Origin of the sequence: Fontisphaera persica, from assembly GCF_024832785.1 — a bacterium.
GTDB lineage: Bacteria > Verrucomicrobiota > Verrucomicrobiia > Limisphaerales > Fontisphaeraceae > Fontisphaera > Fontisphaera persica.
Genome location: NZ_CP116615.1, coordinates 1,047,660 through 1,071,404 on the forward strand (window position 1 = coordinate 1,047,660; position 23,745 = coordinate 1,071,404).

The 23,745-nt window shown below is 60.0% G+C and carries 16 protein-coding genes and 1 pseudogene; 7 read left to right on the forward strand and 10 right to left on the reverse strand.

Features of this window, described 5'->3' with window-relative positions; genetic code table 11:
- The first annotated feature begins 45 nt into the window (after positions 1-45).
- Positions 46-1,008: a hydroxypyruvate isomerase family protein gene (locus NXS98_RS03600; protein WP_283847104.1), complete on the forward strand. Its 963-nt coding sequence runs from the start codon at positions 46-48 to the stop codon at positions 1,006-1,008.
- Positions 1,009-1,127: 119 nt separating this feature from the next.
- On the opposite strand, the gene NXS98_RS03605 is transcribed toward NXS98_RS03600, so the two are convergent.
- Genes NXS98_RS03605 through NXS98_RS03615 form a run of 3 tightly spaced genes read right to left on the reverse strand, consistent with a single transcriptional unit; the run spans position 1,128 to position 4,483 of the window.
- Positions 1,128-2,252 carry an aldose epimerase family protein gene (locus tag NXS98_RS03605; RefSeq protein ID WP_283847105.1) on the reverse strand — a complete coding sequence of 375 codons (1,125 nt, stop codon included), beginning with the start codon at positions 2,250-2,252 and terminating at the stop codon, positions 1,128-1,130.
- Between the two features lie 40 nt (positions 2,253-2,292).
- Entirely contained in the window at positions 2,293-2,514 is a 222-nt protein-coding gene (locus NXS98_RS03610; RefSeq protein ID WP_283847106.1) for a hypothetical protein, read from the reverse strand.
- 31 nt (positions 2,515-2,545) lie between these two features.
- A complete protein-coding gene (locus tag NXS98_RS03615; protein WP_283847107.1) occupies positions 2,546-4,483 on the reverse strand; it encodes a sodium:solute symporter family transporter in 1,938 nt (645 codons plus the stop codon).
- A 238-nt stretch (positions 4,484-4,721) separates the two neighbouring features.
- On the opposite strand from NXS98_RS03615, the gene NXS98_RS03620 reads away from it, so the two are divergent.
- The 5 genes from NXS98_RS03620 (at position 4,722) to NXS98_RS03640 (ending at position 17,119) form a co-directional block, all read left to right on the forward strand.
- The gene (locus NXS98_RS03620) at positions 4,722-6,557 is read left to right on the forward strand and encodes an alpha/beta hydrolase family protein (RefSeq protein WP_283847108.1); all 1,836 of its coding nucleotides are present in this window, start codon (positions 4,722-4,724) and stop codon (positions 6,555-6,557) included.
- 52 nt (positions 6,558-6,609) lie between these two features.
- Positions 6,610-7,290 (forward strand): ABC transporter ATP-binding protein, encoded by a 681-nt coding sequence (locus NXS98_RS03625; RefSeq protein WP_283847109.1) that lies wholly within the window; start codon positions 6,610-6,612, stop codon positions 7,288-7,290.
- On the forward strand, positions 7,287-10,640 hold the full coding sequence (locus tag NXS98_RS03630) for an FtsX-like permease family protein (RefSeq protein WP_283847110.1): 3,354 nt from the start codon (positions 7,287-7,289) through the stop codon (positions 10,638-10,640). Before NXS98_RS03625 ends, NXS98_RS03630 begins: the two co-directional genes overlap by 4 nt.
- A gap of 312 nt (positions 10,641-10,952) precedes the next feature.
- Entirely contained in the window at positions 10,953-15,578 is a 4,626-nt protein-coding gene (gltB, locus tag NXS98_RS03635) for a glutamate synthase large subunit (RefSeq protein ID WP_283847111.1), read from the forward strand.
- Positions 15,579-15,634: 56 nt separating this feature from the next.
- Positions 15,635-17,119 carry a glutamate synthase subunit beta gene (locus NXS98_RS03640; protein WP_283847112.1) on the forward strand — a complete coding sequence of 495 codons (1,485 nt, stop codon included), beginning with the start codon at positions 15,635-15,637 and terminating at the stop codon, positions 17,117-17,119.
- Positions 17,120-17,191: 72 nt separating this feature from the next.
- Here NXS98_RS03640 and NXS98_RS03645 read toward each other — a convergent pair whose 3' ends face one another.
- Both NXS98_RS03645 and NXS98_RS03650 read right to left on the reverse strand, forming a co-directional pair.
- Positions 17,192-17,887, reverse strand: a complete 696-nt coding sequence (locus tag NXS98_RS03645; protein ID WP_283847113.1) for an AsmA family protein — start codon at positions 17,885-17,887, stop codon at positions 17,192-17,194.
- Positions 17,884-18,504: a hypothetical protein gene (locus NXS98_RS03650; RefSeq protein ID WP_283847114.1), complete on the reverse strand. Its 621-nt coding sequence runs from the start codon at positions 18,502-18,504 to the stop codon at positions 17,884-17,886. Before NXS98_RS03650 ends, NXS98_RS03645 begins: the two co-directional genes overlap by 4 nt.
- 102 nt (positions 18,505-18,606) lie before the next feature.
- Between NXS98_RS03650 and NXS98_RS03655 the strand changes: the two genes are divergently transcribed.
- Positions 18,607-20,970, forward strand: a complete 2,364-nt coding sequence (locus tag NXS98_RS03655) for a hypothetical protein (RefSeq protein WP_283847115.1) — start codon at positions 18,607-18,609, stop codon at positions 20,968-20,970.
- Here the strand turns inward: NXS98_RS03655 and NXS98_RS03660 are convergent.
- The 5 genes and pseudogenes from NXS98_RS03660 to NXS98_RS03680 all read right to left on the reverse strand — a co-directional run.
- Positions 20,967-21,296: a 4Fe-4S dicluster domain-containing protein gene (locus tag NXS98_RS03660; protein WP_283847116.1), complete on the reverse strand. Its 330-nt coding sequence runs from the start codon at positions 21,294-21,296 to the stop codon at positions 20,967-20,969. The two genes, NXS98_RS03655 and NXS98_RS03660, sit on opposite strands and share 4 nt — an antisense overlap.
- Positions 21,297-21,307: 11 nt before the next feature.
- Complete coding sequence (locus NXS98_RS03665) at positions 21,308-22,384, reverse strand: hydrogenase large subunit (protein WP_283847117.1); 1,077 nt, start codon at positions 22,382-22,384, stop codon at positions 21,308-21,310.
- 8 nt (positions 22,385-22,392) lie between these two features.
- Positions 22,393-22,842, reverse strand: a complete 450-nt coding sequence (locus tag NXS98_RS03670) for an NADH-quinone oxidoreductase subunit C (RefSeq protein WP_283847118.1) — start codon at positions 22,840-22,842, stop codon at positions 22,393-22,395.
- Complete coding sequence (locus tag NXS98_RS03675) at positions 22,832-23,326, reverse strand: GNAT family N-acetyltransferase (protein ID WP_283848118.1); 495 nt, start codon at positions 23,324-23,326, stop codon at positions 22,832-22,834. Before NXS98_RS03675 ends, NXS98_RS03670 begins: the two co-directional genes overlap by 11 nt.
- Positions 23,324-23,743: pseudogene (locus NXS98_RS03680) on the reverse strand (NADH-quinone oxidoreductase subunit B family protein); the annotation flags it as partial. The gene NXS98_RS03675 and the pseudogene NXS98_RS03680, both read right to left, overlap by 3 nt.
- Between the last annotated feature and the right edge of the window lie 2 nt (positions 23,744-23,745).

A 23,745-nucleotide genomic window follows, 5' to 3' on the forward strand; every position in this document is an offset into this window, starting at 1 on the left:
GCTGGTTTGGTTTGCGTTTTCCATCGTGCCCTTTATTTTAGGGGCATGAACGACCATACAAAATCCAGCATCAATCGGCGTAATTTTTTGCAAACCGCATCCGTGGCGGCGATGGGCGCGGCGGCTTGGACGGGTTGCGCAAAACTCAAACCTTCGAGCCGTCGCCGCGCGCCGGCGGTCCTCAAGGGACGCATCAAGCAGAGTGTGGTGCACTGGTGTTTTGAGATGTTCGGAGAGAAATGGAACATCGAGAAAACCTGCCAGGTGGCCAAAGAACTGGGTTGCCAATCGGTTGAACTGGTGGCCGCGGAGCATTATCCGGTCTTGGTGCGGCATGGTTTGACCTGCGCGATTTGCCAAATCAACATGAATCCGGACCCACCCTTTCTGAAAGGGTTTAACAATCCGGATCACTGGCCCAAGTTATTGCAGGTGACGCGTGATGCCATAGACGCAGCCGCCGCCTACAAATTCCCCAATGTCATTTGTTTTACCGGTTATGCGGCAAAGAATCCCAATGACCCCAACAGTCCCAAAATCCCGCCGGATGAGGGCGCCCGCAACTGCGTGGAGGGATTGAAGAAGATTGTCGGCTACGCGGAGCAAAAGGGGGTGACGCTGTGCATGGAAATTCTCAACAGCCGCGATACCTCCGACCCCATGAAGGGGCATCCGGGGTATCAAGGGGACCATACCGATTACTGCATTGACATCATCAAACGGGTGGGATCGCCCCGGTTGAAGCTGCTGTTTGACGTGTACCATGTGCAAATCATGGATGGGGATATCATTCGCCGGTTGCGCGATTATCGGGAATACATTGGGCATGTGCATACGGCCGGCAACCCGGGGCGCTGTGAGCTGGATCATAAACAGGAAATCAATTACGTCGCGGTCATGAATGCCCTGGTGGAGATAGGTTATACGGGTTATGTGGGGCAGGAGTTCATCCCGACGCGGGAGCCTTACCAGGGATTATGGGAGGCCGTGCGGTTGTGTGATGTGTGAGGCAGCCTGCCTGAACAACAAAACAGGCCGGTCTGGGGGACCGGCCTGCGCATTGAATATGGGACGCTTGGCGTGGGCGTACGGCTGCCCGCGCAGTCCGCGCCGCCTGCCAGCAAGGCTTATTTCACGCTGAACTTGTACACCGTGGTTTGGCGGTAGGTTTGGCCGGGTTTCAGCACCACGGAGGGGAACTTGGGTTGATTAGGGGAATCCGGGAAGTGGTCCGCTTCCATGCAGAAACCGTAGTGTTTGTGATAGACAATGCCGTACTTGCCGGTGAGGGTGCCGTCGAGGAAATTGCCGGTGTAGAACTGGAGGCCAGGCTCCGTGGTGAACACCTCCATGAAGCGGCCGGTCTTGGGTTCATGGACGGTCGCGGCCAGGGCCAGTTTTTTGCCGCCGCTGTTGAGCACGTAGTTGTGGTCGTAGCCGCGCGGGTCGTTGGTCAGGAGGTTGATGCGTGAGCCAATGGGCATGGGTTTGGTGAAGTCCATGGGGGTGTTTTTCACCGGCGCCAGTTTGCCGGTGGGGATGAGGGTGTCGTCCACGGGGGTATAACGGTCAGCATTAATCATGACCACGTGGCCGAGGATGTCGCCCCGCTCGGCGAGATTGAAGTAGCTGTGATTGGTGAGGTTGACGATGGTGGTTTTGTCGGTCCGGGCTTCGTATTCAAACCGCAACTCGTTCATGTCGGTGAGGGTGTAAATCATCGTGACTTCGAGGTTGCCGGGGTAACCTTCTTCGCCATCCTTGCTGAGATAGGAGAACTTGATGGCGGCGCCCTCGATGCTGGGGACGATTTCGGCTTTCCAGACCACCTTGTCAAAGCCTTTCAGACCGCCATGGAGGTGGTTGGGGCCGTTGTTGGTGGCCAACTGGTAGGTCTTGCCTTCCAGTTTGAAACGGCCTTTGGCGATGCGGTTGGCGTAGCGCCCGATGGCTGCCCCAAAATAGGGATGGCCATCGAGGTATTGTTTGAGGTTGTCAAAGCCGAGCACTACATCGCCCAGTTTGCCATTGCGGTCCGGGACGTGCAGCTCAGTGACAATGGCGCCGTAAGTGATGACCTTGCATACCACACCCTTGGTGTTGGTCAGGGTGTATTCTTCAATCACCGTGCCATCCGGCAGGCGTCCGTACGTTGCTTTGGTAACCGTTGCTTTCATTAGATTGGCTGCACCGGCGTTGGCGGCCGCCAGCCCCAACGTCAGCGCCATCAAGGGAACGAGGATTTTTTTCATAACGTTGACTGGTTCATGATTCCATTGGCCCAAGGTTGTGTTATTTGCCGGGCGGGTTTTGCCCGTTTTTTTGGGAACCGCGCCAGGCGAAAAAGGTCATCAGCCCGCCAAACACCAACAGGCCCACTCCCCACATCAGATTGATGTTGATGCCCAGGGAGCGTTGCAGTTGTTCGGGCGGCACGGTGAAGCCAGCGATCACCATCAGCAGGCCCACCACCAGAAACATCAGGCCAATTGGCCAGCGAATGTCCAAACCCATAACGTTAGCTTTGATTGTTGGTTCAGGGTGATTACCAGAAAATAATGTTCAACACCACGCAGGCAGCCAGCAAGACCACACCGATGACAGCCGGCCGGAGATAAAACGGCTGGTCTTCATCTTTAATCTTCGGGGTCAGCGAATAAACCAGGCCTTTGAGTTCCTCGTCTGTCTTGGTGCGTTGGGTGAGCAGGGAAATGACCAAGGTCAGGATAAAGCAGGCGGTGAAGGCAAAAGCCGCCAGCCAGAAGTTTTGGGCCATTTCACTGGGGAAAACATGCGCCACATGGAGATACCCCCCTTTCAAGCCGGGGGCGTTGTCCTTGGCGATGGTCAAGGCGTGGAACAGAGCGGAGGTGGCGGTGCCGCCCAATAGTCCCAGGAAAGCGCCAGTGCCGGTGGCGCGCGCCCAGAACATGCCCAGGAGGAAGGTGGCAAACAGCGGGGCGTTTACAAAGCCAAACACTAGTTGGATGACGTCCATGGCATTGTTGTAGAGCCGCGCAAAATAGGCGGTGCCGATGCTCAACAGGACGCCCACCACCGTGACGGCGCGTCCCATCCAGAGGTAATGTTCGTCGCTTTTGTTTTTGGCGATGTAGGCCTGATACAAATCATACGTCCAAACCGTGTTGAAGGCGGTGACGTTGCCCGCCATGCCGGACATGAAGGAGGCCAGGAGGGCGGTCAAGGCCAGGCCCAGCAGTCCGGTGGGGCAATAGCGTTTGACCAGCGAAATAATGACTCCGTCGTAATCATACTCGGTAATGGACTCGTCGAGGCGCTGTTTGAAGGCGGGCATGGGGAGGGGCTGGGCCGCGTGGTCTTTGATCAGCGCGGCCACTTTTGCCGGGTCCATTTTCTTGCCCACGGCCTGCGCTACTAGTTGGAATGCCGCGTCTGGCGGCTGGGTGGCGGCGGATTTAACCACGGCCTCAGCCTTCACATAAACGGCCTGGTCCAGCGGGGGCGGCGGGATGCGGTAACCTTTTTGCGGATTGGACATCAGGGCGACGGCAATCATGCCTGGCACAATCACCAGGGCCGGGAAAAGCATCTTGGGCACGGCGGCCACCAGCGGAGTGTTGCGGGCGGCGGTCATGTTTTTGGCGGCCATGGCGCGCTGTACCACCAGGAAGTTGGTGCACCAGTAGCCGAAGCTCAGCACAAAGCCCAGGCCAAAGACCATCGCAAACCAGTCCACACCCATGGGATTTTTTTCCGGGCCCGCCAGCAGCGGTTCCCAGGCGCTGGTCCAGGCATTGGCGTTGTAATTGGCGTTGGTACCGAGATTCAGCGCGGCGGGATTGGCGGCCACTTGTTGCAGGGATTGGTTCATGCTGCCCCAGCCGCCTACATCTTTAAGCCCCAGATACACGACCGGAGCAAAGCCGAGCACAATCATGAAGAACTGGAGGACTTCCGTATAAATGGCCGAGGTCAGCCCGCCTTTAAGCACGTACACCATCACCACCACCGAGCAAATCCAGAGGCTGACGTTGTAATTCCAGCCCAGCAATTGGTTGAGCAGTTTGGCCAGCGCGTTCATGCTGATGCCCGAGGCCAGCAGGGTCATCACGGCAAAGGAAATGGAGTTTAAGGCGCGTACGCGCTCGTCAAAACGCATTTTCAAATATTCCGGCACCGAGCGTGCTTTGGAGCCGTAGTAAAAGGGCATCATGAACACCGCGAGGAAAACCATCGCGGGGATGGCACCCACCCAATAAAAATGGCTGGTGGCGATGCCGTATTTGGCGCCACTGGCGGCCATGCCGACGAGCTCCAAGGCGCCGAGGTTGGCGGAGATGAAAGCCAGGCCGGTGACCCAGGTGGGGATGGTGCGGCCGGTGATGAGGAAATCACGGGAGCTTTTCATGTAGCGGCGCAGGGCAAAGCCGATGCCCAGCACAGCCGCGACATAAACCAGAAGGATGGCGTAATCAATGACGCCGAGATTGATGTCGTGCATACAACCTGGTCATTGTTACTACGAATCTGGCCAAGTAAAGTCAAACAACAACGCAAAAATTTTTTCACCAAATTGCGCACAGACTTGCCGAATATTTCCCAAGGCGCTGATGTCCTCCGTGCAGGGCAGCAAGAGGCGGAGATTTGCCGTTGGTGCCAAACTTGGCGGAGTGCTGACCAGCCTTTGATGATGACACGGGAACGCTTTTCATTAAATGGAGATACGCTATTCTATGGTCATGCAATGCAAAGCGATGTGGGTGAGTGTGCTGGGTTTAATGGCCTGGGCTGCGGGAGGAGGAGCAGGCTTGGGGGCGGCTCAGGAAGCTGCTTTGGTGGATGGGTCAATAAGCATTACGGTTTCCAACGCCAGCCCGCAGCGAACTTTTGTTTATCGGCAGGCGCCTCCCATCCGGCAAACGGAATGGCAGTTGTACCGGCTTGAATTTGCATCCCCCGTGGTCAGTGAACTGCCACAGAACAACCGGGTGCCCGCTGATTTATATATTCCTGCCGGCTGGCGTGAGGGGCAACGGGGGCGGCCAGCGGTCATCTGTCTGCCGATTCTCAATGGCGATGAAGATTTGACGGCCATGATGTGCACCGTGCTGGCGGCGCGGGGCATGGTGGCGGTGACTTTCAAGCTGCCCTATTATGGGGTGCGCGGGCCAGCGGAAGGTCGGCGAGCGCTGGCCGCCAGTCCGCGTGCTTTTGTTTCCGCCCTGGACCAGGCGAGCCAGGAGATTCAACGCCTGGTGGATCTTTTGCAATCGCGGCCGGAAGTGGACCCCGCGCGGATTGGGATTGCGGGCATTAGTTTGGGGGGCATCATGTCCGCGACCGCGGCTGGCAAGGAACCACGCCTGCAACGGGCGGTGATGATTTTAGCGGGCGGCGATTTGCTGACGATTGTGCATCATGCGCGCGAGACACGCCAGCTCAGCCAAATGATACAAGGGTTGGCGGCGGAGGAACGGGCGCTGGTCGAGCAGCAGCTTCGGGCATTTGACCCGTTGACGCATGCGCCAAGATTGCGTGAACGTGCGCGGCAAGGACGGGTGTTGATGCTTAATGCCGGACAGGATGAAGTCATTCCGCGGGCATGCACGGAGAAGCTGGCCGAGGCGCTGGGGATTGCGGACAAGGTGGTATGGTTTGAGGGTTTGGGCCATTATACTGCGCTGGCCGAGCTGCCGCGGGCCTTGCGGATGATGGCCGATTTTTTTGCTCAGGACCTCACGCAGCAGGAGCAGGCACCGCCCCAAACGGCTTCGGCAGCCAGCACCAATGCGTACCATCGTTTATCGGGGGTGCTGCAACAGTTGGTAACGATGGCCACGGTGGCTCCTGGAACTGGCCGGTGTCATTATGTGGAAGGAGAGCTGACGGGCGTGGATCCGCAGGGGCGATCCCTGAGCGGGACGGGGCGCATTGTGATTGGGCACGGCGATCGTTTTGCATTTTTCATGGCGGCGCCGGGACTGGGGGAATGGCAGGCAGGCATGGGTGAATTTCCCTGGGTCAGGGTCCCCGTGGGGAATGACGGCAGGGTGGTGACGGGCACGGGCGGCGCGGAGCATGGGGGAAGTTGGAGCGCACAAGTGGACCCGCAAAACCGCATGAAACTGGCTTTATTGCAGGGGGTGGCGGCCAGCCTGGCCATGGCGCCGGATTTATTGCAACGCTGGGTGACAGCCGAGTTTGATCGCGAAGGTTGGTTGAATGTATCCCCCAAGGAGCCGCGTTATCGCGATGCTCGGTTGCGCATACAATTCCAAGCAGATGGCAGGACCCCCTCGGAGATGCATGCCGAAGCGCAGGGATTCGACGTGGTTTTCACCGTGCGGGGCTGGCAGACCAACACGGTGGCGGCAGGCGCGTTGTTTGAGCCGGATGCCGGACTGCCGCGGCGGGAGGTGGATCGGTCTGCCTTGCTGCGGGACATGGCCGGGGTGGTAAATTATGTCGGTGATTTGGTGAAGGTGGGGCAAGCCGCGGCCGCAGCCACGAACACGCCTCCGTTGCCGCGGCTCAATCCTACCGACTTCCTTCAGCGTTATCGTCAGGGACAGTGAAACACTGGCATTTTCCCTTGTGCAGCTACGGGGCGGCGTCTAGGTTGAAATCATGCTCAAACTGGAAAGCGTTTCGAAAGCCTATCCGGGACCTGATGGGGCGCCGGCAGTGGTGATATTGCGGGAGGTGAGCCTGGAGCTGCCGGCGGGCGCCAGTTTGGCGGTGATTGGTCCCAGTGGTTGTGGCAAGAGCACGCTGTTAAACCTGATGGGCACTTTGGACCAGCCGGACTCCGGCAAGGTCTGGTTGGAAGGCCGTGATCTCTCGCAACTTGATCCGCTTGCTTTGGCTGAAGTGCGCAACCGGCGCATTGGGTTTGTTTTTCAAGCGCATCACCTGCTGCCGCATTGCACGGTGTGGGAGAATGTTTTGGTGCCGGTGCTGGCGCAGGGCGGTGTTTCTGCGGAGGCAGAGCAGCGCGCCCGCCGACTGTTGCAGCGGGTGGGGCTGGGCGAGCGTTTGTCGCATTTGCCCGGCCAGCTTAGCGGTGGCGAACGGCAGCGGGTGGCGGTGGTGCGGGCGTTAATCAATCAGCCAGCGTTGTTGCTGGCCGATGAACCCACCGGCGCACTGGACCGCCGCAGCGCCGCGGAGCTGGCCCAGCTCCTGGTGGAGCTCAACCGCGAGGAACAGGTGACGCTGGTGGTGGTCACGCATGCCCTGGAACTGGCCCGGCAGATGGGGCGGGTCATGGAATTGCGGGATGGTCAATTGTCGGAGGTCAAGCCATGACGCGGTTTCGCCTGGTCCGGCGCAGCCTGGTATTTCATTGGCGCGCTCATGTGGGAGTGGTGCTGGGGGTGATGGTGGGGGCGGCCGCGTTGACGGGCGCCCTGGTGGTGGGGGATTCGGTGCGCGCCAGTCTGCGCGAGCTGGCCCTGGGGCGCCTGGGGGGCATTGAGTATGCGCTGGATGCGGGGGACCGCCTGGTGCGCGCTGAGGCAGCGCAGGCTTTGCAAAGTGCTTTGTTCCGCCCGGTGGTCCCGGCCTTGTTGCTGCCCGGCATGGCTGCCAGTCAAGACCAGCGCGGGCGGGCGAATCGTATTCAAGTGTTGGGAGTGGATGAGCGCTTTTGGGGTTTGGCTCTTGCGCCGCCACCCTGGCGTGAAGTGCCGCGTGATGCTGCGTTTTTGAATCGTGCCCTGGCCGCCCAACTTCAAATCACGCACACGGGCGAGGTGGTTATCCTGCGCTTCAAGAAGCCTTCCATGCTGGCGCGGGAGGCTACGGTGGCGACCAAAAGCGATGCGGAGGTCGCCTGGCGGGTCACGGTGGCCGGCATCGTGGAGGATGCGCATCTGGGGCGTTTCAGTCTGCGGGCCAATCAAACCATGGCTTATAATGCCTGGGTGAATCTGAAACAGCTCCAGGAGCTGGTGCAACAGACCAACCGGGCCAATTTGTTGCTCGTGGGGCAGGCGAAAGCAGCCGGTCAGGATGCCCGCAATGGGGAACAACTCCAGGAGGAGTGGCGCAAAGTTTGGAATATCGAGGATGCGCAATTGCGCGTGCGTTTTTTGATGGATGAACCGGCGGTGGAGCTGTTAACGGATCGGGTATTTCTAGATCCGCCGGTGGCGCGGGCGTTCATGAAGCAGCTACCGGGTGGGAGGCCGGTACTCACGTACGTGGCCAACTTGTTGCGAGCCGGTGAACGCGCGACGCCTTACAGCATGGTGGCGGCACTGCCATCCCCTCCACTGCCGTTGTCGCTGGCGCCTCATGAAATCATCATCAACTCCTGGCTGGCGGAGGATTTGGGGATTGGGCCGGGGGCTTCATTGGCCATGAGTTATTTTGAGGTGGATGCGGGCACGGTGTTAATCGAGCGTACCAACGTTTTCACCGTGCGTGACGTGGTGCCGATGGATTCGCCGTTGTGTGACCGGACCCTGATGCCGGAATTTCCGGGAATTGCAGATGCGGAAAGCACGAGTGATTGGGATGCGGGTTTTCCCCTGGTGCATCGTATTCGTCCAAAAGACGACCAATACTGGCGGCAATATCGCGGGACTCCTAAAGCCTTCATCAGCCTGGAGTCCGGCCAGAAGATGTGGGGCAATCGTTATGGGGAAATGACTGCCCTGCGCTGGCCGGTGACCACAGGCGCGTCGGCGGGCCAGTTGATGGAAGCCATTGGGCAAACCTTCAAGACATATTTGAAGCCCGAGGATTTGGGGCTGCGTTTTGAGCCGGTGCGCGCCCAGGCCTTGGCGGCGGCGGGCGGCTCGCAGGATTTTGGCGGTTTGTTCATTGGCTTCAGCTTGTTTCTGATTGCAGCCGCGTTGATTTTGACGGCTTTGCTGTTTCGTTTTGGGGTTGAGCAGAGGATGGCGGAGGCGGGATTGCTGCTGGCGGTGGGTTATCCGCCGCGTATGATGCAACGGGTTTTCCTGGGGGAAGCCCTGGCGCTGGCGGTGGTGGGGAGTCTGGTGGGAATGGTGGGAGGAGTGTTTTACGCACGGGCCATTTTAATCGGATTGACCACTTTATGGCGCGATGCCACCGGACTGAACACACTGTTGCTGGAGGCAACGCCGGCCAGCCTGGCGATTGGCTTTGCGGCCAGCGTGATAGCCGCCATAGGCTCATGTTGGCTGGTGTTGCGACGGTTGGGACGGCAGCCTGCCGTGACGTTGCTGGCCGCCCAATGGGGCACGGCGTTGCCCCAGATAAAAGGCTGGCCGTGGTTGTCACTGGTCGCGGTGGGGTTGGCTCTTGGGTTGGTGGGCCTTGGCGTGTTGGGGGGACGGGGCGCCGAGCCAGCCCTATTTTTCCTGGGTGGAGCGTTGTTGTTGGGAGGCATGATTGGCGTGGTGCGCTGGGGGTTGGGTTGGTGGCTGCGGCGGCCCGCGGCGGACAAACCGGTGCGAATGACCCAGCTTTTGCTGCGTGGTTGTGCACGGCGGAGAAATCGCAGCGTGGCTACGGTCAGCCTGCTTGCCTGTGGCAGTTTTGTGGTGGCCGCCATTGGTGTATTTCGTCTGGACGCCCTTCGCCAGGCGGACCATCCGCGCTCCGGCACGGGGGGATTTGCCTTGGTGGGCGAATCCACTTTACCCGTACTGCGAGACCTGAATTTACCGGAGGGGCGGGATTTTTATGGCTTGAGTCAGGAGGACCTGGCGGACGCGCAAATCGTGCCGTTTCGGATGCGGGAGGGGGATGATGCGAGTTGCTTGAATTTGAATCGTGCCCAGCGTCCCCGGGTTTTGGGCGTGCGGCCGGAAAAGTTGTTTGGCCGTTTTACCTTCGGTCAGGTGGCGGGCAAAGCCCCGGTGGATGATGCCTGGCGTTTGTTGCGGCGCGAAAACGCCCGCCAATACCTGCCTGATTTGCAGCCGGACGAAGTGCCTGCCATAGGCGATGCGGCTTCCATACAATGGGCCTTGAAGGCGAAGGTGGGGGGCGTCATGGAGTACACGGATGAACGGGGGCAAACTTTCAAACTGCGTCTGGTGGGCGGGGTGGCCGGCTCGCTGTTGCAAGGTTTGCTGATTATTGATGAAGAAGAGTTTCGGCAGCGTTTTCCGAGCGAAAGCGGACACCGGTTTTTCCTGATTCATGTCCAACCTCGCGGCGGGGAGCGTGACCGGCGGGTTCGGGAGGTGGCGGCCACCTTGACCAGAGCGCTGCAAAACACGGGATTTGAGGCCACTTTGGCGGTGGAGCGGCTGGCGCAATTCAATGCGGTGCAAAACACCTACCTCAACACGTTTCAGGCGTTGGGAGGATTGGGATTATTGCTCGGCACGGCGGGGCTGGCGGTGGTGGTGCTGCGCAATGTGTTGGAACGCAGGGCTGAACTGGCCTTGTTGCTGGCGGTGGGTTATCCGCCTGGCCGCCTGCCGCGCTGGGTGTTGGGTGAACACCTGGCTTTGCTGCTGGCCGGCTTGACCATTGGCGTGCTGGCAGCCTTGATGGCGGTGGCGCCAGCTTTGCTATCGCCGGGGACAGGCATTCCTTATTTATCCTTGTCGGGGACATTATTGGCCATTGGGGTCAGTGGCATGTTTTGGACCTGGGTGGCGGCGCGGTTGGCGGTACGCGGGCCGTTGCTTGCGGCCTTGAGAAATGAGTAAGAAATTCTACAGAGCGGTTATAAGTATAGGTGATAGATAGTCCTATTTTAGAAAACCTTTTTTTTAACCGTTGACGCGGTTTGACGTTAAGGCAAATTAAATCACTGCTGTGCGGTGTTGAACGATTCAGAGTCTGCAAACGGCAACGGGACGGCAATGCCGGCACATTCAGGGGGAGGCGAAGGCCTGCTTCACCCCACAGGCGGCCCCCCATGACGGTGAAGGGCATGACCGGATGGCAGTAAGAATGCCCAGAAAAAGCAAAGAGCCGGAGCGACTTTTGAGCGAACTTCGGCAAAACTGAGTGATCGAATGAGCAATAGAACAGCAACCGAGACGGCTGAACTGCAGGAGCAGCGCCCGCCGGGCCGGCAGGGACTGTATGATCCGCAGTATGAGCATGACGCCTGCGGGGTGGGATTCGTGGTGCACGTCAAGGGTCGGCGTTCACATGAAATCATCGAGCAGGCGCTGCAAATTCTGATTAATTTGCGGCATCGCGGCGCCTGCGGTTGCGAGGATAACACCGGTGACGGAGCAGGCATCTTGATTCAGATGCCGCATGAGTTTCTGGCGGAGGCCTGTGCGGAAGCGGGCATTCGTTTGCCCAAGCCGGGCCATTATGGGGCGGGCAATGTTTTTTTGCCGGTGGATGCGGCTGAGCGCCGTCGGGCCAAGGAGCGGTGCGAGCAGATTATTCGGGAAGAGGGCCAGGAATTGCTGGGCTGGCGGCGCGTGCCGGTGAATAATGGCTCGCTGGGGGCCACTGCCCGGGCGGGCGAGCCGGTTATTGAACAGCTTTACATTGGGCGCTCGCCGAAGCTGGCGGACCCGATGGCTTTCGAGCGCAAATTGTACGTCATCCGGCGGCGGCTGGAAAATGCCATTCGATATGGGACGCCGGGGGGCAGCGCGTTTTACGTGTGCAGCCTCTCATACAAGACGCTGGTTTACAAGGGCATGTTGATGTCCGAGCAGTTGGGCGAGTACTACCCTGAACTGGCGGATCCAGCGATGCGTTCGGCGCTGGCGCTGGTGCACTCACGCTTCAGCACCAACACCTTTCCGAGCTGGGATCGGGCGCATCCGTATCGTTACATCAGCCACAACGGTGAAATCAACACCCTTCGCGGCAACATCAACTGGATGCATGCGCGGCAGGCGATGATGGAATCGGAGGTCTTTGGTGAAGATTTGAAGAAGCTGCTGCCAATCATCTGCCAGGACGGCAGCGACTCGGCCATGTTTGACAACTGTCTGGAGCTGCTGGTGCTGGCGGGGCGTCCCTTGCCGCATGCGGTGATGATGATGATTCCGGAGCCGTGGCAAAACCATGAAACCATGGACCCGGAGAAGCGGGCCTTTTACGAATATCACCGGTGTTTGATGGAGCCGTGGGATGGGCCGGCTTCCATCTCGTTCACTGATGGCATCCGCATTGGGGCGGTCCTGGATCGCAACGGTTTGCGGCCTTCACGGTATTATGTGACCACCGATGATCTGGTGATCATGGCCTCGGAGGTGGGCGTGCTGAATATTCCGCCGGAAAAGGTGGTGCACAAAGGGCGTTTGCAACCGGGGCGCATGTTGCTGGTGGACACGGAGCTGGGGCGGCTGGTGGCCGATGAGGAAATTAAGCGGCAAATTGCCACCGCCTACCCATACCGCCAGTGGCTGGACAAGCATCTGGTGAAACTGGATGACCTGCCGGCGGCGCCACCACCCCCGGCGCCGGACCACCAAACCATTCTGCAGCGGCAGGTTGCGTTTGGATATACTTACGAGGACGAGCGTTTTATTCTGGCCCCCATGGCCAAAGATGGGGTGGAGCCGCTGGGTTCGATGGGGACCGATACGCCGCTGGCGGTGCTGAGCAACAAACCACAACTGCTCTACAATTACTTCAAGCAGTTGTTTGCGCAGGTGACCAACCCGCCGATTGATTACCTGCGCGAGGCCATCGTCACGGCGACGGATACCACTTTGGGCTCGGAGCGCAATCTGCTGCGGGCGGAGCCGGGCAGTTGCCATTTCATCTGGCTGCCCACGCCCATTGTGGACAATGACGAACTGGCCCAAATCAAGAACCTGAACAGCCACGGGTTCAAGTCAGCGGTACTGCCAATTCTTTATCCGGTGGCCGAGGGCGGGCCAGGGCTGGCCAAGGCGGTGGAGCAGCTTTGCCGACAGGCCGAGGCGGCCATTCAGAATGGAGTGAACGTGCTCATCCTCTCGGATCGGGGAATAGACCGGGAGCATGCTGCCATTCCAGCCTTGTTGGCGGTATCGGGTTTGCATCACCACCTCATTCGCGAAGGATTGCGGACGCGGGCCAGTCTGGTGCTTGAATCGGGCGAGCCGCGGGAGGTGCATCATTTTGCGCTGCTGATTGGCTACGGAGTGAGCGCCATCAATCCGTATCTGGCCTTTGAGACGCTGGACGACATGATTCGGGACGGCGTATTGAATGGTTTGGACCACGAAAAGGCCGTCAAGAATTACATCAAGGCGGTGGTCAAAGGGGTGCTCAAGGTCATCTCCAAGATGGGCATCTCGACGATCCAGAGTTATCGCGGGGCGCAGATATTCGAGGCCATCGGCTTGAGCCAGGAGTTTGTGGACAAATATTTCACGTGGACCTCTTCGCGCATTGAGGGCATTGGTTTGGACGAGGTGGCCGAGGAAGTCCGGCTGCGGCATGAGCGGGCATTTCCGCCGATTCCGATCCAAGATTACACGCTGGATCCCGGCGGGCAGTATCAGTGGCGCAGCGACGGTGAATTCCATCTGTTCAATCCGGTGACGGTGCACAAGCTGCAGCAGGCGGTGCGGAACAACAGTTATGAAATGTTCCGGGAGTACTCCGCCGCCGTGAATCAACAGGCGAAAAACCTGTGCACGTTGCGCGGTTTGTTCAGCTTCAAGTTTGCGCCGCAGATTGTGCCGCTGGAGGAGGTGGAGTCCGTGGAATCCATCATGCGGCGGTTCAAGAGCGGCGCGATGTCCTATGGCTCCATCAGTCAGGAGGCGCATGAGACGCTGGCGATTGCGATGAACCGCATTGGGGGCAAGAGCAACACCGGTGAAGGCGGTGAGGACCCGGCGCGTTATGTGCCGCTGCCGAATGGGGATTCCAAAAACAGCGCCATCAAGCAGGTGGCGTCCGGGCGTTTTGGGGTGACCAGTTTGTATCTGGTCAACGCCAAGGAACTGCAAATCAAAATGGCCCAAGGGGCCAAGCCGGGAGAGGGCGGACAGTTGCCGGGGCACAAGGTCTATCCGTGGATAGCCAAGACGCGCCATGCCACGCCGGGGGTGGGGTTGATTTCGCCTCCGCCACATCATGACATCTACTCCATCGAGGATTTGGCGCAACTGATTTACGATTTGAAAAATGCCAACCATCATGCGCGCATCAGTGTGAAGCTCGTGGCGGAAGTGGGCGTGGGGACCGTGGCCGCCGGCGTGGCCAAGGCGCATGCGGACGTGGTGCTGATCAGCGGCCATGATGGTGGCACCGGCGCCTCGCCGCTGACCTCGATTAAACATGCGGGGGGTCCGTGGGAACTGGGGCTGGCGGAGACGCATCAGACTCTGGTGCTCAATGGGCTGCGGAGCCGGATTGCCGTGGAGGTGGACGGGCAGCTCAAAACGGGGCGCGATGTGGTAATTGGCGCATTGCTGGGGGCGGAGGAATTTGGTTTTGCCACGGCGCCGCTGGTGAGCATGGGTTGCATTATGATGCGGGTGTGCCACAAGAACACGTGCCCGGTGGGCGTGGCCACGCAGGATCCGCGGCTGCGGAAGAACTTCACCGGCAAACCGGAATACGTGGTGAATTTCATGCGTTTTGTGGCGATGGAAGTGCGGGAGCTGATGGCACAGTTGGGTTTCCGCACCTTTGATGAAATGGTGGGGCGGGTGGACCGGCTGGAGGTCAAGCGGGCAGTGGACCATTGGAAGGCCAAGGGGCTGGACTTTTCCCGTCTGTTCCATCAATCCAAGGCGGCTGCCGACCACGAGCGTTATTGCCAGATTACGCAAAACCATGGGTTGGAGCAGAGCATGGATTATCAAATGTTGCTGCGTCTGTGCGAGCCGGCGCTGGCGCATGGTGAGAGGGTGCGGGCCGTGCTGCCCATCCGCAACAGCAATCGCGCGGTGGGCACGATGCTGGGCAGCGAGGTGACCCGCCGGTATGGCGGCGATGGATTGCCGGAGGACACCATCCATCTGCATTTCAAGGGTTCCGCGGGGCAGAGTTTTGGCGCCTTCATGCCGCGGGGCATCACCTTTGAGCTGGAAGGTGATGCGAATGACTACGTGGGCAAGGGGTTGTCGGGAGCGCGGTTGGTGGTGTATCCCCCCAAGGGTTCGGTGTTCCGCCCGGAGGAAAACATCATCATCGGGAACGTGGCCCTTTACGGGGCCACCAGCGGCGAATTGTTTGTCTGCGGCGTGGCGGGCGAGCGTTTTGCCGTGCGTAACAGCGGCGCGGTCGCCGTGGTGGAAGGCATCGGCGACCACGGCTGCGAGTATATGACCGGGGGTCTGGTGGTGGTGTTGGGGCAGACTGGCCGGAATTTCGCGGCGGGCATGTCCGGCGGGGTGGCGTACGTGTTGGATGAAGGCGGGCCATTCCAGCGCACCTGCAACCGGGAGATGGTTTCTCTGGTGAAACCCGACGAGGAAGATTTGGAGACGGTGCGGGGATTGATTGAGCGGCATGTGGCGCTGACGCGGAGTCCGCGCGGGCAGGAGATTCTGAATCAATGGGAACAAATGGCGCCACGTTTCATCAAGGTGTTGCCGAATGATTATGCGCGCGTGCTCAAGGCGATGCGCAAGGTCAAGGAAGCCGGGCTGACTGGTGAGGAAGCCGTCATGGCGGCCTTTGAAGAGAACATCCGTGACGTGGCCCGCGTGGGCGGGGGCTAAGCTGCCGGCGGCAAGCAAATTAGCAGACAATCCATCAACACCGAGAGATTTACACCATGGGCAAGCCAACTGGATTTCTTGAGTTTGTGCGTGAATTGCCACCGGAGGTGCCACCCCTGGAGCGCATTCGCAACTGGGATGAATTCCATTTGCCGTTTCCGGAGGAAAAATTGCGAGACCAGGGAGCGCGGTGCATGGACTGCGGCACGCCGTTTTGTCACACCGGCATGCTGCTGGCCGGCATGGCCTCCGGGTGCCCGATCAACAACCTGATTCCGGAGTGGAATGATTTGGTTTATCGCGGGCTGTGGAAGGAAGCCTTGCAGCGCCTGCACAAGACCAACAACTTTCCGGAGTTCACCGGCCGCGTTTGTCCGGCGCCGTGTGAAGGGGCATGTGTGCTGGGCATCATTGAGCCGCCGGTGACCATTAAAAGCATTGAGTGCGCCATTGCCGACAAGGGTTTCGACATGGGGTGGATCACCCCCGAGCCGCCACCGCGCCGCACGGGCAAAAAGGTGGCGGTGGTGGGTTCTGGCCCGGCGGGGCTTGCGGCGGCCGCCCAGTTGAACAAGGCTGGGCATACGGTCACGGTTTTTGAGCGGGCGGACCGGATTGGCGGATTGCTCATGTACGGCATCCCCAACATGAAGCTCGACAAGCGCGTGGTGCAACGGCGGGTGGATTTGATGGCGCGCGAGGGAGTTAGTTTTGTCACCAACACCGAGGTGGGGCGCAATTATCCGGCAGAAAAGTTGTTGCGCGAGTTCGACGCCGTCATCCTGTGTTGCGGGGCCACCAAGCCGCGGGATTTGCCCATTGAGGGGCGGCAGCTTAAAGGGGTGCACTTTGCGATGGAGTATTTGACCGCCAACACGCGCAGCCTGCTCGACTCGCAGCATCAGGATGGGCGGTTTATTTCGGCACGCGACAAGGATGTCATTGTGATTGGGGGCGGGGACACGGGCACTGACTGCGTGGGCACGGCCATTCGGCAGGGCTGCAAGAGTGTGTTGCAACTGGAAATTCTGCCGCGCCCGCTGGACCAGCGTCCGGCGGATAATCCGTGGCCGCAATGGCCGAAGACATTCAAAGTGGATTACGGGCAGGAAGAAGCCGCCGCCCTCAGCGGGGAGGACCCGCGCAAGTTCCGCATTACGGCCACCAAGTTCCTGGGGGATGAGCATGGGGCGGTGCGCGGGGTGCGCACGGTGTTGGTGGATTGGAAGAAGGATGAGCAAGGGCGCATGGTGCCGCAGCCGATTCCCGGCACGGAGCATACGTACCCGGCGCAACTGGTGTTGCTGGCCATGGGCTTCCTGGGGCCCGAGGATGGCTTGATTCAACAGCTTGGGCTGGACCGCGATGCCCGCTCCAATGTCAAGGCGGAGCACGGCAAGTTTGCCACCAATGTACGGGGGGTGTTTGTGGCTGGCGACATGCGCCGTGGACAGAGCCTGGTGGTATGGGCGATTAACGAGGGGCGGGGCGCCGCGCGCGAGTGTGATCGCTATCTCATGGGCAAGACGGTATTGCCTTAATAATCCCTACAAGTTGAGCGAGCGTGGCCGCGGCTGGCGTGTGTCAGGGGCGGCCTGCCTGAGCGGCCAAGATTATTTACTGCTTTGAACCCTGGCAGCACCGCCGGGGTGGTCCGGTCTCATCAAACGTTGCCATAGCCATTCCAAGCCTTTGGCCTTGGCCAGGCCATGCAGGGATTGCAGGAGGGCATCGGTGGTTTGCAGGTGGGTTTGCACCCAGTCTTCCACCTGCAACTGGTAATAGCCGCGTGTTTCTGCCTGGCGCAGGCTGCTGTACCGCATGCGGCTCCAGCTCAACACCAGGGTTTCGATGCCGGCAAACTCCAGCGGTTTTTTCTCTGTGCCAGCCTGGGCGCCGGTTTTTGCGGCTGCCTTGGTGATGCGTTCGCGCACGGTTTCCAAATTCAAGCGTCCGTCGGCGCCTTCCACGACATGGAGTTCAGCAATGTTCAGGCGCAAGACTTTGAAACGAAGCTGGCGCCGCAGCAACGCGCCCCGGTCGTATTCCACCCACACTTCTGGAATGCTCAGGCAGGGGGTCCCGCCATGGGTGGCCGAGTTATACAGCAACACATTTTCCATCCGCAGGGTGGGCCGCAGCCAGCCCACTTCCATGCGGCCAATGCTGGCATGGAGGCCGGACCACTCCTCCAGCCGTTTTTCCGTCATTTCCTTGGATATTTGATCCATCATCAGCCAGAGTCCCAAGAGCAGGAGCAAGGCCACCACCAGAAGTCGGAAACACCATCGCGTCAGCCAGCGTATCATCGGAGCATCAAATCTTCGGGGCGGACATCCAGGCATTCATCGTGGTCTTCCCAGACCACCGCCGGATAAAGCGCGAGCAGTTGGGGCAAAACCTCCCGGTGAAGTTGAAGCAACAAATCCCGAGCCGCTTCAAAAGCGCGGTCAAGCTCGTCCTCGTAATTGGCCACGCGTTGTTGTTGTGCCTGCTCCCAGTGCGCCACCTGATGGACCGGCGCGTAAGTCTGGCACCACAACAGGATGGATTGGGTGAGTTCCGCCGGCAGTTCTTCCAGCGTCACGGCCGTTTCTCCGCAATGCAGGCACAGCAGGCCGGTTTCCTTGACATCGCGGGTGAACATGGGCACCAGGGGCGCCCGGCAGCAGGTGGCTTCGTTGTAGGGGGCGGGGCGATTGGTCAATCGCTTGAGCCAGATTTGGCGCTCGTGGGCCACCATGCTCGCGACGCGGTAGGCGCTGACCAGGGGATGCGAGGCGCGCCAGATTTTGCCGGTAAGCTGCCCCAGCGTTTGCGCCAGCCAGCGAGCCAAGGTTAAATCGTCAAACTCCCGGAAGACGAGCGCATACTCCTGCCACAATTGATCCAGTGCAGCATCGTCATGTGCTTGCATCCAGTTCATGATGAACTTCGCGGTCTAAAACTCAAGCTTCCAGTTGGTTGGGAAGGTGGAGGTGACCTGATGTGGTGGACAGAAGTGGGCGGACAGGGTACAAGCAAAACCATGAGCCGCATTGCAATCCCTCAGGTGGTGGTGTGTTGGTGTTTTTGGGTGGTTTGGTGTTGTGTCGGACTGCCGTTGGAAGCGGCGGAAGTGAAGGCTCCGCCGCCCGGCAATGTGTATTTGGCGGGGGAGGAGGTGGTAGTGCCGGTGCCGGGTGGGGGAGAGGGATGGGAGTTGCTCAGTTACCGCGATGAGAGCCGCGTGCCGGTCACTCTTCAAGGAGGCCGGGCTGTGCTGGGGCGTTTGCCGGTGGGTTTTTATCGTTTGCGCGCGAGCAACGCTGCGCCGGGGGTGTGGATTTCGCTGGCCGTCATAGAGCCCCTCAAAAGTCCCACTCCGGCCCGTTCGCCCATAGCACTCGATGTCGCCATGGCCTGGTTTTATCCGCCGGAGAAAATGGAGGCTGCGGCCCGTTTATGCGCCCTGGCGGGGGTGAACTGGGTGCGGGACCGGATGACGTGGCGCGAGCTGGAGCCGGAGCGCGGGAGGTTTGCGGCTGCCACACGCTATGATGTGAGTGCGCGGGCGCAGGCTGGGGCCGGGTTGCGGGTGTTGCAGGTGCATCATCATTCGCCGGAATGGGCCAACCCGGTGACGAAACGTTTTCCGTTAGATTTGCGCGATGCGTATCGCTTCCAGCGGGAGCTGGCGCAGCGTTGGCGGGGTCAGGTGCTGGCCTTTGAGCCGTGGAATGAGGCGGATATTGACGTGTTTGGCGGGCACACCGGCAGCGAAATGGCTTCGTTGCAAAAGGCGGCTTATCTGGGCATGAAAGCCGGCAATCCGCAGGTGATTGCCTGCCTGAACGTGTGGGCGCATCATCGTCCGGCCCAGTTGGAGGATTTCCATGCCAATGCCGCGTGGCCGTATTATGACACGTACAATTTTCATCATTATGAACCGTATGACCGCTATCCGGCTGTGTACGCGGATCACCGGGCGGTGAGCGGCGGCCGGCCGCTGTGGATCACGGAATGCGCCATGCCGGTGAAATGGGCGGGGGACCCCGCTTTGAAGGAATTGCCGGATGAAAACTTGTGGGATCAGTCCGAGCGGCTGGTGAAAACTTTTGCGGCTGCCTTGCACGAAAATCCAGCCATGGTGTTTTATTTTTTGCTGCCGCACTACGTGGAGGGGCAAACCCAATTTGGCATTGTGCGCCCAGACCTTTCGCCGCGGCCTGCGTATGTTTCGCTGGCGGCGGTGGGAAGGTTGCTGGCGGAGGCGCGGCCGCTGGGGCGCTTAAGCAACGGCCCCACCAATGTGGTGGCCTACCTGTTCAAGGCGCGGCCAGAGGGCAGGGAGCGCGAGATTCTGGTGGCGTGGACACGCAGCGGTGAGACGCCGCTGGCGTGCGTGGCGGATGCCGCATGGGATCACCTGGGGCGGCCCAAGCCGGCGAATGAAGGCGCGTATCGGCTGACTCCAGCGCCGCTGTTCATCGCGGTGAAGCCGCGAGGGCCATGGCATTTTGAGCCGCCCCCCAAAACTCCGCCGTTCCTGCCAGGCAAACCCTCGCCGGTGGTGTTGCAGGTGTTGTTGAGCGCGGAGCAGACGGTGCTGGCCAAATCTGCCGCCAAAGTTTCCACCGAGCGGCCGGAAACGCTGGCTGTCTATGCCTATAATTTTTCCGAGCGACCGGTGCGCGGCACTTTGGTGATGAAGCGCGGGGCGGAATGGGTTGCCGCCACGGCGCAGCGGGACTGGCCCTTACGCATGGAATTGGCCCCCATGGAGCGCCGCGAGATTCCTCTGCCATTGGATTTGCGCGGCAAACCGGCGCGGATGGTGGAGACGGTGCGCCTGGAGGGCGATTTCGGCACGGCCGGGCGACCAGTTCTCAGTTTCAATCTCATGCCCCACCCGCCGCGTTTTGACCGGGTTACATTGCTGGCGTTGAGCGGGGCCGGGGATGCTGGACGGTGGGCAAAGGAGATTTCAGGCGGCGGCGAGTTGCGCATCGAGGCCGTGACGAATGGCGTGGTGGTGCACGCGGAACCCAAAGGCGTGGACCGCTGGGTTTATCCGCGCCTGGATTTAATCGCGGGAGAGCGTCCACCGGAGGGCGCCACGGGCCTGGCCTTTGAACTGACGGTGCATGAGGGCGAGGGCAAGTTCCGGGTCATTTGGCGCGAGCCCGGCGGGGCCAGTTACGTGTCTGAGGCCACGGTGACTCCCAAGCCGGGTGAAACAGTGGAAACAGTGGCTTTATTTCGGGAGGCGGTGTTTGGGACGGGGTGGTCACCCTTGGACCCGGATGGGAAGCTGAATCCGCAAATATTGGAGGCGGTGAAAATCGGGGTGAGCACGCCTTCAACGCGAGTGCGTTACACGGTGCGCAACCTGCGCTGGGTGGCTTATTAATAGGTTTCCTTGTCCTTGGTGACGGTGGGTTTGCCGTGGTCGGTGTCCAGTTGCAGGCAATTCTTGGGGCAGACCTCCACGCAATAACCGCAGGAGATGCATTGCAGCCGTTCAATGCCCCATTTTTTGGCGGCGCGATTGACGGTGAGCGCGCGGGTGGGGCATTTTTTGGCGCACACATTGCAATAAACGCATTTGTCCTTGATGAAAATCAACTGTCCCCGGCTGTGGGGCAGGGGACGCCGTGGGGTAAAGGGATACTGGCGGGTGACTGGCGGGTGAATGGCCCATTTCAGGGCCAGTTTGGCCATGGTAAAGTATGCCATAAGCTAAATCCTCAACGTTCCGTGCAACTGATGCAGGGGTCAATGGTCAAAACCAAGACTGGCACGTCCGCCAGTTCGCAGCCCTGCAGGATTTTCAAGAGGGCTGGCAGGTTGGCGAAGGTGGGGGTGCGCACGCGGAAGCGTTCCAGGTTTTTGGTGCCGTTGGCCTTGATATAATAAATGACCTCGCCGCGGGGTTGTTCGGTGCGCGCGGTGAATTCGCCTTTGGGGTTGCCGGTGACTTTGACGCTAATCTCACCCTCCGGCATGCGGGCGGCCGCCTGGCGGATTAAATCCACACTTTGAAAGAGCTCTTCGCAACGCACGGCGCAGCGGGCGTAACAGTCGCCTTCGGTGCGGGTTACCGGCGCAAAGTCCAGGTCGCCATAGGCGGCATAACCGCGCAGGCGAGTGTCCTGGGCCACGCCGCTGGCACGGAGCATGGGGCCGACACAGCCCAGATCATAGGCTTCGTCCCGGCTCAGGACGCCAACTTCGCAGAGGCGATCCTTCACAGAGGAATCATCGAGGAAAATTTTCACGATGTCGCGCATGTCGGACTCGAGGCGCTGCAATTCTTTCAAGACTTCCTGCATCTGGTCTTTAGGGATGTCCCGGCGGACGCCGCCGATTTTGCAGGCGCCGAATATCACGCGCCCGCCGGTGGTGGCTTCAATCAAGTCCAACAGGCGCTCGCGCACGCGCCAGGCATGCATGAACAGCGCCTCGAAACCAAAGGCATCTGCCGTCAGACCGAGCCACAGGAGATGGCTGTGAATGCGCGACATTTCCCCCCAGATGACGCGCAGGTATTGGGCGCGGGGCGGGACGGGGATTTGCATCAATTCCTCGACGGCGTGGCAGAAGGTCTCACCATGGATGAAACTGCAAATGCCGCACACTCGCTCGGCCACATACACAAATTCCTGATAATCTTTTTTCTCCACCAGCTTTTCCAAGCCGCGATGAATGAAGCCAATGGAGGGCACGGCCTCGACAACGCGCTCGTCCTCAATGACCAGGTCCAGATGAATTGGCTCAGGCAGCACCGGGTGCTGGGGGCCAAAAGGAATGACAGTGTGGGCCATAGGTTTAGTCAGGATTGGGCAGCCGACGAGGGAGGGGCGGCCGGAATGGCGGTAAAGCTGGCGCCGGGCACTGCTCCCGAGCGCGGGCTGGCGCTGGAGCTGGCCGAGGCATCGGGATTCCGAAAGGGAAAGGGGGTGGCGGTTTTGATAAAATGGCCGTGAAAGTCCACGGCCATGCCCTCGACTTGCACGTCAAAGAGGTCGTGCATTTCGTTTTCGTACACAAAGGCGGCCCAGTAGATGCGGCTGATGCTGGGCAACCGGGGGGCGGCGGCCGGCAGGGTGACGCGCAAAGTTTGATAAACCCCCAGCCGGTCAAAGCCGTAATTAACCTCAATTTGCTCGCCGGCGGGGGTGGCGCTGATATGCACCAGCCGCCAGCCCTCGTGCCGCAGCATCAGGACACGTGCGGGTAGCTCTGCCACCGGCAGGGGTATGATGGTTTGATCAGCTTTCATGGCGCATTTTCTCCATATAGACCCAGGTCACCGCTTTGTCATGCGGCACTTCCTTGAAGGGGCGGTAGCCCAAGAGGCCGTAGAGGGCCAGGTTGCGCTTGCTCTTGTGGCCGGTGAAGGCCTCGAAACGGCGAATGGCCGGCGGCCATACGGCTTCGATTTCCTTGACCAACCGCCGTCCGATGCCACGGCCTTGAAAATAGGGATGCACAATCAGCCGCAGGATATGGGCGGTGTCGCCCTCGCTATAACCGCGGACGGCGCCGATGATTTTGCCATTGACCACTGCCTTGAGGAAGACCATGCGCTGGAAGTCCTCACGTAATTCGGCCAGGCTTTGTTGGAGCGCCGGCACACTTTCGTCGCCATAGATTTCAGCCTCGCTTTGATAAGCCACTTTTTGGAGGGCCAGAATCTCGGCCACATCCTCGGGCGTGGCCTGCACAATGATGGTCTGGTCAATGCTGTTGGCGATGGCGGTCATGCGCCGGTGTTTTTCCTCGAGGACTTCCACCGCCTTGAGGATGCCATCAATAATCGCCTCGGGGCGGGCCGCGCAGCCCGGCACATAGACGTCCACGGGGATGACGGTGTCCACGCCGCCGGAGATGTTATAACAGTCCTGAAAAATGCCGCCGCTGGCCGCGCAGGCGCCCACGGCGACGACGACCTTGGGTTCTGGCAGTTGGTGGTAAATATTTTGGATGACCTGGCGGCTCTGCTCATTGACGGCGCCGGTGACCAGGAAAATGTCCGCATGCTTGGGATTGCCGGTATTGATGACGCCGAGCCGTTCGGCGTCGTACAAAGGGGTGAGACAGGCCAGGGTCTCGATGTCACAGCCGTTGCAACTGGAGGCATCGTAGTGGATGACCCACGGTGATTTCTTGAACCCGAGCATAT